The sequence below is a fragment of the Aquificaceae bacterium genome (assembly GCA_037722135.1).
Lineage (GTDB): Bacteria > Aquificota > Aquificia > Aquificales > Aquificaceae > Pampinifervens > Pampinifervens sericum.
The window spans coordinates 1-10,975 of record JBBKAW010000096.1 but is presented as its reverse complement, the minus strand read 5'-3'; the positions used below and the strand labels follow the sequence as shown (position 1 = coordinate 10,975).

Genomic DNA, 10,975 nt, shown 5'->3' with positions numbered 1-10,975 from the left:
GATAAAAGAGGGGCAAAGGGTAATGGTGGATTTGAAGGATGGGAAGTTGGAGTTTCAGCCTATAGCAACGTAGCAGTAGTTGAATTTTCTGATAGCCCGTATTAAATTCACTACTGTGAAGCAATTTCTCATAACAGGCATAGAGAAACTTGAGGACCTTGTGTGGGGTTTTCTTATACCTGGTTTACTCTTTGAGATGCTAAAATGGGTCACAATCAGAGTATTTATAAATGCAGGAAACGAAGAATCAGATATTTATCAAAAGGCAGAAACCACCGTTGATTATGTAATGGAAGGAATATATAGGCGATTGCCCAGATGTTTTGTGGAGGAAACCTTTTTACTCTTTGGCGTAGGTAGATGGAACATACATATGACAGCGGTAGCATTTAGATACCTAGAAATAGCAAGAAAAGACCCTACATACGTAGAACCAGAGCCTGCAGGAAACTGGGATGCGGACGGCGTGCTTATAGCCAGAAGCATTTATGAGCAACTGCCTTATCTGAGGAAAAAGTTAATAGAAGAACTTAAATCTCGGGAAAACTTCAGATTGTATTGAGCTTTGAGCTTTCTATCTTCTCACCCCATCAACCTCTGCACGCTTTCCACACCCTCTAAACCCTTTAGAGCTTCCTTGACCCTCAAAAAGCTCTGGTAGTTTTCCACTTGCAGTGTAAAATCCATTAGTGCTTGACCAGAGGGTAGGCTTTTGGTTCTGGCTTCCGTTATGTTTGCACCAGATTTTGCTATGGTGGTAGTCACTTCTCCCAAAATACCCATACGGTCTTTGACTATTAGCCTTAACCTTACTGGATGCAGTCCTTGAGACTTGCTCCACAAGACCTTTATGACCTTTTCTGGTGATACACTCCATAGATGCTTTAGGTTAGGACAATCCTTTGAATGTATAACCAAGCCCTTGCCTCTTGATATGACGCCGTAAACCTCTTCTCCTGGCAAGGGATTACAGCACTCCGCAAGGGTATGTAGCACGTTCCCAAGCCCGTCTATGTGGATTATATCTTCTACCCTTTCTGGAGGCTTTTCCTTTTGGGTTTTCCTAAAAAGGGAGAATACCCTTTCCTTTGAGAGCTTTCCACTTCCCAAGAGTAGATAAAGCTCCTCTTCTGTTTTTGCCTTTGTCTCCTCAATGAGTTTATTCAGTAAAACCTCTCTGCCAATACCCAGCTTTTGTAAATACAGCTCAAACTTCTCTTTTCCTATCTGTATGTATCTCTCCCTTTCAAGCTCCTTTAAAACCGCCTTTATTCTGCTTTTTGCCTTAGAGGTAACCACAAAATTCAACCATTCTTGATTAGGCTTCTTGTTAGGATTGGTTATTATCTCCACCATGTCCCCGTTTTGAAGTTTATAATTGAGAGGAACAAGCCTGCCATTTACCTTTGCTCCAGCACAGTGGTTGCCTATATCTGTGTGTATGTGATAAGCAAAGTCTACAGGCGTTGCACCCTTTGGAAGAACCACAAGGTCTCCCTTTGGAGTAAAGACAAAAACTTCTTCAGAAAATAGCTCCAATTTTAGGTTTTCCAAAAGCTCTTGAGGATTCTTGCTTCCCTTTATGCTTTCCACAAGACCCTTCAACCAAGAGTATACTCCACCATCCTTTACACTTTTGCCTTCTTTATAAGCCCAGTGTGCAGCAATACCCTTTTCCGCCCTTTCATGCATTTCCCATGTGCGTATCTGCACCTCCACCATCCTACCCTTTGGACCTATAACCGTAGTATGCAAGGACTGGTAGAGATTTGGCTTAGGCAGAGATATATAGTCATCAAACTTTCCCGGGACTGGCTTGAATACGCTATGAACTAAGCCAAGCACAAGATAGCACTCTTGAACTGTGTCTACTATAACTCTAACACCTAAGATATCATGCACATCTTCAAGTTTTATACCTTTCCTCAAGGCTTTTTGCCATATGCCATATAAGTGCTTTGGTCTATAAAATACCTGTGCTCGTATGCCCGCCCTTTTGAGCTCCTCCTTTAGTTTTGGTATAAAAAGCCTCTTGAGATAATCCTCAAGTTCCTTTTTTGTGTTTCCCACAAAGTTTTTAACCTCTTCGTATTCCTTTGGATAAAGATACATAAAACACAGGTCTTCAAGCTCTGTTTTTATCTTCCAAAGACCAAGCCGGTTTGCTATGGGAACGTATATTTCAAGGGTTTCTCTTGCTATTCTAACCTGCTTTTCCTTGCTAAAATACTGCAAGGTTTTCATATTGTGAAGCCTGTCCGCCAGCTTTACAAATATCACTCTTAGGTCCTTTGAAAAGGCAAAGATGAGCTTTCTGTAATTTTCCGCCTTTTGAGCCTGCACATCCTTGAAGTGTATCTTTCCCAGTTTAGTTACACCTTCCACTATATCCGCCACATCCTTACCAAAGTTCTCCTTTAATTCCTCATATGTGGTCTCTGTATCCTCAAGCACGTCATGTAAGAGCCCTGCAACCACCGTATCTACGTCCATACCCAGCTCCGCAAGGATAATGGCAACTTCTAAGGGATGGACTACATAGGGTTCGCCAGACTTTCTATACTGTCCTGCGTGTTTTTCTTCTATGAATTCAATAGCTTTTTTAACCTTACTGTCTTCGTATCCAAGGACCTTGAAGAGCTTTTCTTCGTATTTCCTGTTTAAAGTAGCTTCCATAGTTTATAATATTAGAGATGTTAAGCAAATTAGCAAACCTTTTAGGCTTTATTGTTAACAACATAGGCATAGACCTCGGCACTGCCAACACGGTGGTTTACGCTCAGGGAAAGGGTATAGTGCTGCATGAACCTTCCATCGTTGCGATTGATGTGCGTTCTGGCAGAGTTTTGGCGGTAGGTAAAGAGGCAAAGGAAATGCTCGGGAAAACTCCAGAGAATATACAAACTGTCAGACCTCTCAGAGATGGTGTGATAACGGACTTTGAAGCCACAAAGATTATGCTTTCTCATTTTATAAACAAGGCAATAGGGGGAAGCATATTCAAGGCAAAACCAAGAGTTGTCATAGGCGTGCCCTCTGGGGTTACACAGGTAGAAAAAAGGGCGGTCATTGACGCTGCAAAAAGTGCGGGAGCGAGAGAGGTCTATCTCATAGCGGAACCCATGGCTGCTGCCATAGGTGCTGGGCTTCCCATAGAAGAACCTATAGGCAATATGGTAGTAGACGTAGGCGGTGGCACTACAGAGATAGCGGTCATTTCGCTTGCGGGCATAGTGGTTTCCAATTCCATAAGGGTAGCAGGCGATGAGATGACCGAGGCTATAATACAGCATGTGAAGAAAAAACATCACCTTCTAATAGGCGAGCAGACTGCAGAAAGGGTAAAAATAGAACTGGGCAGTGCCATATACGAGGAAGAAGAGAGAGTTATGGAAATAAAAGGAAGGGATATAACAGGGCTTCCAAGGGTTGTAAAGATAAGCAATAAGGATGTTACGGAAGCCCTTGAAGATGTAATAGCTTCCATAGTAAACGCAGTAAAGTCTACCTTAGAAAGGACTCCACCAGAACTCGCTTCCGACATTGCAGAGAGAGGCATAACCTTGGCTGGAGGTGGTTCTCTCCTTAGAAACCTTAACGTGAGAATTGAACGTGAAACAGGCATAAAGACCCACTATTGTGAAGACCCCATAACCGCAGTTGCCCGCGGAGTAGGAAAGGTTCTTGATAACATAGAACTGATAAGGAAAGTCTCCATGATATGAAAAGCTATATTGCACCTATTACTGCCCTACTGTTGAGCGTTATAGTTTACTTTATCAACTTCTCTACGCTCCCCTACCTGAACCAAGTTTATAACTTTCTTAGATTAGCGGTTTATCCTTTTTTGGAGTTAAAGGGTAATATACAAGAAAACACAAAAAGAATTGTAGAGACTTACCTGTTTTTAAAAAATGTGAGCGAAGAAAACAGCAGACTAAGAAAGGAGGTTGAAGAATACAAATTATACAAAGCTCAACTTCTTGCCTGCGAAAAAGACCTCAAAAGCTTAAGTCAAGTTATGGATATACCCTTCAATCTAAGTAGATATTCAATAGTTTATGCAAGCGTGATTGCCTATGACCCATCGGGTAGGGACACTTTTGTACTCATAAACAAAGGACAAGATAGTGGTATCTCCGAGGGTATGTTAGCCTTTTCTGGAGAAGGTCTGGTGGGTATCGTAGACAACGTTTATGGAAGTTCTTCGAGAATAAGAACTGTTTTTTCTGAGGAATTCACCCTTAGTGCTGAGGTTGGAGGTAAGGCGTATATATACAAAGGAGGGTTTCCTACAGGGTCTTTGCTATATGTCAAGGTAGAAGATGAAATAAACATTGGTGATGTGGTTTATGTGAGAATTCCAGGTAAAACTTTCCCCCAGTTCAAAATTGGCACTGTTGAAGAAGTATACCATGATGGAAAGGGCTTTTTTAAAAAGGTAGAGGTCAAGCCTTACTTGGACATAAGAAGAGTTTCCTTTCTTGTCGTTATAAGGGAAAGGTTATGAAGTTTTACATAATAGCATTCCTGCTTGCGTATTTTCAGGCTTCTGTGCTAACCAGTATCTTTCATAACATGCTTTTGTCTCCGAATTTTCTCCTCGCATACCTATGCCTTTACCTTTTTAGAGAAGACAGAGGGTGGCTTAAAAAAGCCTCTATTACAGGTTTTTTCCTTGACCTATTTCTGGATTCTCTTGGATTGCATCTATCAGGGCATATATTTTTTGCTATTCTTTTTAATATGATGAGGCAGAGGATAGAAATTCCCAGCAAGTTTTCTTTGCTGATTGCTTACTTTTTTCTCTCCTTGCTTGAAAAACTTTGGCTTATTCTTTTGTTTAGACTTAAATACTATACGGACTTTAACCTCTGGCTTTTGCCCTTGAGTCTCACCTTTGAAGTTGTCTTTCTCTACCTTATTTCAGGAAAACAGCTAAGCAGAGAACCATGAGTAGAAGACGCCTTTTATTTCTTATGCTTTTTGGTTTATTTGTGTACCTTCTTATATTCCTCAGACTGGTCTATCTCCAGCTTTTTAAGGGTGAATATTATAAGAAACTTGCACAGAGGAATTATGTGAGGAAAAGGGTCATATATCCTCAAAGAGGGGATATTTTAGACAGGAGGGGAGAGAAATTGGCTTACGATACACCCAAGTATATACTCCTTCTTGACCATCAAAAACTGCAAGAAGAAGATAATCTTAGGGAGGTTTTGTCAAATGTTGAAAAACTATTCGGGGTAAAATTGGACTATGAGAGCATAAAAAATAAGAAGACTATAGAGCCTATTTTCTTAACGGAGTTAAAGACACAGGAGGATATAGATAAATTCTATAATTACAGCTACAAGCTACCGGGAGTTTTCATAAATACTGTGCCAACAAGAAACTATCCTTTAGGTGAAGTATGTGCTCACGTAGTGGGATATGTTTCTTACCCAACGGAAAAACACTTTCAGCGATATGCGGACAGGATAGGAAGTCAAAGTTTAGTGGGTGCGTATGGTCTTGAGAGGGCTTTTGATGCGGAACTTCTGGGCAAAGTGGGGGCTGAGGAGGTTATGGTAAACGCAGTGGGGAGGATTATAAGAAATCTCGGTTATAAAGAGCCAGAAAAGGGAATAACTATCTTAACCACCATAGATTCAAGAATACAGAAAATAGCCTATGAGGTTTTTAGGGATTCTGGACACAAGGCTGGTGCGGTTCTTATTATGGATACGAGGACGGGCGAAGTGTTGGCACTTCTGAGCTATCCATCCTTTGACCCAAACAGAATAACAGACTTATGGCATCAATACAACAACGATAAATTCAGACCACTCTTCAATAGGGCAACGCAAGGAAAATACCCTCCAGCGTCTGTTGTAAAACCTGCACTGGGAATAGCTCTGCTCCAAAAGGGTGTGTCTCCAAGGGAAGGTGTGGTGTGTAGAGGATATTTTGAGCTTGGAAACAGAAGGTTTTCATGTTGGAATAGAAGAGGGCATGGCTGGGAGAACCTGCATGGAGCTATAAGAGATTCTTGCGATGTTTACTTTTACCACTTTGGCTACTACAAACTTGGTCCAAGAGAGATGGAGAGAGTTTATAGGAGCTTTTCCTATGGAGAAGAAATACCCTTTGAACTTCCTCTTGCAAGAGGTTTTATACCCACGCCTGAATGGAAAAGAAGTAGAATAAAAGAGCCTTGGTATGGTGGAGACACGGTTAACATATCCATTGGGCAAGGATATATGAAGTCCACTCTTTTTGAGCAAACCCTTATGATGATGGCAATAGCCAACAATGGAGTTATATACAGACCTATTTTGGTTAAGGAGAAAAGGGATGCAAAGGGTAATACTATATGGAAAGCAAAAAGAAGCGTATACAAGGTTGTAAAGGCAAAGCCAGAATATTTTGCCATAGTTAGGGAAGCACTCAGAAGTGTAGTAAAGTCAGGAACTGCTACCTCCGCCTTTTCAAGGATAGTAGAAATAGCAGGCAAAACGGGGACCGCTCAAGTATCCGCCTTAAGTGTAAGAAGAAGAAACCTGCCATATCATCTTAGAGACCATGCGTGGTTTGTAGGTTTTGCACCATACAGAGACCCTGTTTTTGTGATAGGGGTTATTGTGGAGCATGGAGGTTCTGGAGGTGCGGCAGCAGCGCCTATAGCGAGAAGGATTCTTGAAAGGATATATATGGAAGGTATACATAAGGAGCTTACTTAAGGTTCTAAAACGCCATGGTAGAATTTTAAACTCAATGAAGAGAGTTCTTGTCTGGGGTCTTGGCGTTAGTGGAAGGTCTGCGGTTAACCTTTTGAAGGCTAAAGGCTTTGAGGTGTATGCAGGAGACGATGCAAAGGGTGATAGCTTTGAAGAGTTCCTACATATAGTGGATACGGTGGTTCTCTCTCCGGGCATACCACCACATCACGCTCTTTGGAAAGAAGCACAAAGGAAGGGTATAGAGGTTATAGGAGAGCTTGAGCTCGCTTGGAGGTTTTTTGAAGGCAAAGCCTTGGCTATCACCGGCACAGATGGAAAATCTACCACCACAAGGCTTACATACCTTATGCTAAAAGAGGTCTATGCCAACGTGGAGGAGGGAGCAAACGCAGGTAAGCCTTTCTCTGAGATAGTTCTAAGCAATCCCTCTTGTCTTGCGGTGCTTGAGGTTTCCTCCTTTCAGGGTAAAAGTCTAAAAACCTTTAGACCCATAGGGGGTGCTTTTCTAAACTTTTCGGAGGACCACCTTGATTGGCATCCGAGCCTCCAAGACTACCTTGAGAGCAAAAGAAACATCTTTTCAAGACAAGGAGAAGAGGATTTTCTATTATTGAACGCAAGGGACCCAAGGGTTAGCGAGACACCAAGCAAGGCAAGGAAGTTTTTACTTCTTGAAGAAGGCTCACAGGGTTATATAAAAGAAGGCAAAGCCTACTTTCTTGGTGAGGAGCTCTTTGAAGTGGAGAGGCTCAAAATAAGAGGAAAACACAACTGGCACAATGCCCTCTTTGCGGGTGCTATGGCAAGACTTATGGGTGTGGAGAAGGAGATAATACAGGAAGTTCTCTATAGCTTTTCTGGACTGCCATATAGGATGGAGTATATGGGAAGTTTTGGTGGTGTAGAGGTATACAACGATTCTAAGTCTACCACCGTTAACGCCTTAAGGTCCGCTCTTGAAAGTTTTGAGGATGGTAAGGTTATCTTAATAGCAGGTGGGAAGGACAAGGGTGGAGATTTTGAAGGTATAAAGGAGCTTGTTAAGAAAAAGACAAGGTTCAGCATCCTCATAGGTGAGGCACGGGAGAAAATCGCAAAGGCTTGGCAGGGTTGCGAGGTCTATGTGGAAAAAGACCTTGAGTCTGCGGTATCAAAAGCCTTTGAGTTTGCCAAGCAGGGAGACATTATTCTCTTTTCTCCAGCTTGTGCTTCCTTTGATATGTTTAGAGACTACAAGGAAAGAGGGGAGAGGTTTAAGGAGTTAGTTTTTGAGCTTGGTGGCAAAAGTCTATGAGCTTTGTTATAATCTTTTAACTCACAAACCTTTACGGAGGCAGGCATGAAACTGCACGAGCATCAGGCAAAGGAGCTTTTGAAAAGATACGGTCTTCCTGTGCCAGAGGGAAGAGTAGCCTTTAGCCTTCAAGAAGCCCTGCAGGCGTGCGAAGAGCTCGGGGAGTTTCCTCTTGTGGTAAAGGCTCAGGTGCACTGCGGTGGGCGTGGAAAGGCTGGCGGTGTAAAGCTGGTCAAAAACGCAGAAGAACTCCAGCAAGCGGTGGAGAGTATGCTTGGGAAAGTGCTTAAGACCTTCCAGTGCCCTGATGGAAAACCTGTAAGCAGGGTATGGATAGAAAAGGCTACCAACATAGAAAGGGAATACTACCTCTCTATAACCCTTGACAGGGCAGTTTCTAAACCCGTTTTGATGGCTTCTGCGGAAGGTGGAATGGAAATAGAGGAGGTTGCCAAAGAAAAACCAGAAGCCATACACATGCTCCACATAGACCCAGCCTTGGGTCTTATGCCTTCTCAAGCAAGAAGGATAGCCTTTAAGCTTGGACTCCCTGTTAACGAGTTTGTGAAGATAGCCTTGGCTCTCTACAAGGCGTATATTGACCTTGATGCAAGCCTTGTGGAGATAAACCCACTTGTCCTTACAAAAGAAGGAAACCTTGTGCTTCTTGACGCAAAGGTGGAGATAGACGACAATGCTCTGATAAGGCACAAGGACCTTGAAGAGCTTGAAGACCTCACTCAGCTTGACCCTCTTGAGGTGGAAGCAAAGAGGTATAACCTTAACTACATAAAGCTGGATGGAAACATAGGGTGTATGGTAAACGGTGCAGGGCTTGCTATGACCACAATGGACATAATAAAGCTCGCAGGGGGAGAGCCTGCCAACTTCCTTGATGTGGGTGGTGGTGCCAACGTGGAGCAGATAGCCAACGCCTTTAGGATACTCATGGCAGACAAAAATGTAAAGGCGGTTTTTATAAACATCTTCGGTGGTATCCTTAGATGCGACAGGCTTGCCCATGGTCTCATAGAGGCGGCAAAAATGGTAGAAATAAAGGTCCCAGTTGTGGTTCGTATGGAAGGGACAAACGTAGAGGAGGGAAGAAGACTTCTGGCTGAGTCTGGACTAAACTTTATAAACGCAGTGGATATGTGGGACGGTGCAAAGAAGGCGGTGGAGTTGGCAAGAAATGAACTTTAGTGTGGTAAGGGAAGAAGACTTTACTGGCTCTAATCCAGAAAACACTCTTATACACGGAGACTGCAGGACTGTAATGGATAAGCTACCAGATGGTATTTTTGATATGGTTTTTATAGACCCACCTTACTTTCTTCAGCTTCCAAAAAAGCAGTTAAGGAGATGGAAGGTTCGCACAGAGGTTAACGGAGTGTGCGAGGAGTGGGACAACTTTGAAAGCTTCCAAGCCTATGATAGCTTTGTGGAAGAGGTTTTACAAAGGGTAAAAAGAGTTATGAAAGAAACCGCAACTCTGTGGGTTATAGGAACATACCATAATATCCACCGCTGGGGCAAGATAATGCAAGATATGGGCTTTTGGATATTAAACGATGTTATATGGCTAAAAACTAATCCTATGCCTAATTGGCTTGGAGTGAGGTTCACAAACGCTACAGAAACACTTATATGGGCTGTAAAGGACAAAAGCGTCAAAAAATACACCTTTAACAAAGAATACGCAAAAGCCTTTGGCATTGGAAAGGTTTACGAGAATGTGTGGAGAATACCCATATGCACAGGGGAGGAAAGACTAAAGGATGAAAAGGGCAAAAAAGTTCATCCCACACAAAAACCCGTTGAACTTCTTAAAAGAATAATTCTTGTTTCTACAAAGGAGGGAGACCTTATTTTAGACCCTATGGCTGGAGTTGGGACTACTGGCTATACCGCAAGCATGCTCGGTCGAAGATGGACTATGATAGAAAAGAAGGGGGAATATGTAGAATGGACAGTAAAGAGGTTAGCTTCTATAGGAACTAAATCACTATACGAACAGGTTAAAACATGAGGTGTGAAGATATAATTTCTGTCCTAAACGATGCCATATTTGGTAAAGATAAACAAGAACTCATTGAGAGATTAGCGGAAAATCCAGAAAGGTTTATAGGACTTTTCAGACCTACTAAGCCCTATGCGAAAGCTATACAATTTCTACTACAATTTCACGAGATTAAATTTGGTGATGCTATGGAAGATATAATAGCGAATATTTTTAAGGAACATGGTTTCAATTCAAAAGTAAACGAGAGATTAACTTTCAATGGAAAAAATCTTAGCGTGGATATACTGCTTGAAGATGATAAATCTGCATATTTAATAGAAGTAAAGGTTAGAGACGACCATGACTCGTCTAAAAAAGAGGGGCAGATTTTTAATTTTCAAAGGAAGTTAGAGGCGTTTATTGAGGTTTATGGCGAATATGAGAACTTAGTGGGAATAATGTATTTTATTGACAATACCTTCCAGAAGAATAAAAATTATTACGAGAGCAAGTTAAGCGAGCTTAGTAGTTTTTTTAACTTGGAGGTTTATCTTTTTTATGGCAGAGAGCTATTTGAATTTTTCCGTATAGGTCAAGATTGGGATAATTTGGTATGTTGTATAGAAAGCTGGAAGAAAACCCTACCAGATTTTCCAGTAATAGACTATGACTCAGATGTAGAAGATAGTTTTAATAAATTAAAGGGCATATCAGTAAGCACCTGGAAGAAAATAGTTGAGAACGATGCTTTATGGGAAGAAGATGGAATAATGAAAGTGCTTTTCAAGGAAGGAACTACATTGAAGGAATTATGTAAGTATTTCAAAAACTTTGATGGGAGACTCAAACCTGCTTACCTAAGGTTAGCTGAGCTTCTGGAAAGAAAAATAGCAAAAATTTATAAGGAGGTTAAGTCATGGCAATCCTTGTAGACAAAAACACGAGAGTAGTGGTTCA

General features: G+C 41.8%; 10 protein-coding genes. 9 read left to right on the top strand and 1 reads right to left on the bottom strand.

Annotation, left to right across the window (positions count from 1 at the left end; translation table 11 throughout):
• Window positions 1-115 precede the first annotated feature (115 nt).
• Window positions 116-562 carry a hypothetical protein gene (locus tag WKI49_06580; protein MEJ7622152.1) on the top strand — a complete coding sequence of 149 codons (447 nt, stop codon included), beginning with the start codon at window positions 116-118 and terminating at the stop codon, window positions 560-562.
• A 20-nt stretch (window positions 563-582) separates the two neighbouring features.
• Here the strand turns inward: WKI49_06580 and WKI49_06575 are convergent, their stop codons facing one another.
• A complete protein-coding gene (locus WKI49_06575; GenBank protein MEJ7622151.1) occupies window positions 583-2,676 on the bottom strand; it encodes a bifunctional (p)ppGpp synthetase/guanosine-3',5'-bis(diphosphate) 3'-pyrophosphohydrolase in 2,094 nt (697 codons plus the stop codon).
• A 17-nt stretch (window positions 2,677-2,693) separates the two neighbouring features.
• Here WKI49_06575 and WKI49_06570 point away from each other — a divergent pair, with 17 nt between their 5' ends.
• From WKI49_06570 to WKI49_06535, 8 genes are read left to right on the top strand one after another with little or no spacing between them, the layout of a single operon-like run.
• The gene (locus WKI49_06570; GenBank protein ID MEJ7622150.1) at window positions 2,694-3,725 is read left to right on the top strand and encodes a rod shape-determining protein; all 1,032 of its coding nucleotides are present in this window, start codon (window positions 2,694-2,696) and stop codon (window positions 3,723-3,725) included.
• Complete coding sequence (gene mreC, locus WKI49_06565; GenBank protein ID MEJ7622149.1) at window positions 3,722-4,510, top strand: rod shape-determining protein MreC; 789 nt, start codon at window positions 3,722-3,724, stop codon at window positions 4,508-4,510. Before WKI49_06570 ends, mreC begins: the two co-directional genes overlap by 4 nt.
• Window positions 4,507-4,956, top strand: a complete 450-nt coding sequence (locus WKI49_06560) for a hypothetical protein (protein ID MEJ7622148.1) — start codon at window positions 4,507-4,509, stop codon at window positions 4,954-4,956. The genes mreC and WKI49_06560 overlap by 4 nt, the downstream gene beginning before the upstream one ends.
• Window positions 4,953-6,722 carry a penicillin-binding protein 2 gene (gene mrdA / locus WKI49_06555; GenBank protein ID MEJ7622147.1) on the top strand — a complete coding sequence of 590 codons (1,770 nt, stop codon included), beginning with the start codon at window positions 4,953-4,955 and terminating at the stop codon, window positions 6,720-6,722. Before WKI49_06560 ends, mrdA begins: the two co-directional genes overlap by 4 nt.
• A gap of 34 nt (window positions 6,723-6,756) precedes the next feature.
• The gene (gene murD, locus WKI49_06550) at window positions 6,757-8,016 is read left to right on the top strand and encodes a UDP-N-acetylmuramoyl-L-alanine--D-glutamate ligase (GenBank protein ID MEJ7622146.1); all 1,260 of its coding nucleotides are present in this window, start codon (window positions 6,757-6,759) and stop codon (window positions 8,014-8,016) included.
• Window positions 8,017-8,061: 45 nt separating this feature from the next.
• A complete protein-coding gene (sucC, locus tag WKI49_06545) occupies window positions 8,062-9,219 on the top strand; it encodes an ADP-forming succinate--CoA ligase subunit beta (protein MEJ7622145.1) in 1,158 nt (385 codons plus the stop codon).
• Window positions 9,209-10,045 carry a site-specific DNA-methyltransferase gene (locus WKI49_06540; protein ID MEJ7622144.1) on the top strand — a complete coding sequence of 279 codons (837 nt, stop codon included), beginning with the start codon at window positions 9,209-9,211 and terminating at the stop codon, window positions 10,043-10,045. The genes sucC and WKI49_06540 overlap by 11 nt, the downstream gene beginning before the upstream one ends.
• The gene (locus tag WKI49_06535) at window positions 10,042-10,950 is read left to right on the top strand and encodes a hypothetical protein (GenBank protein MEJ7622143.1); all 909 of its coding nucleotides are present in this window, start codon (window positions 10,042-10,044) and stop codon (window positions 10,948-10,950) included. The genes WKI49_06540 and WKI49_06535 overlap by 4 nt, the downstream gene beginning before the upstream one ends.
• Window positions 10,951-10,975 lie beyond the last annotated feature (25 nt).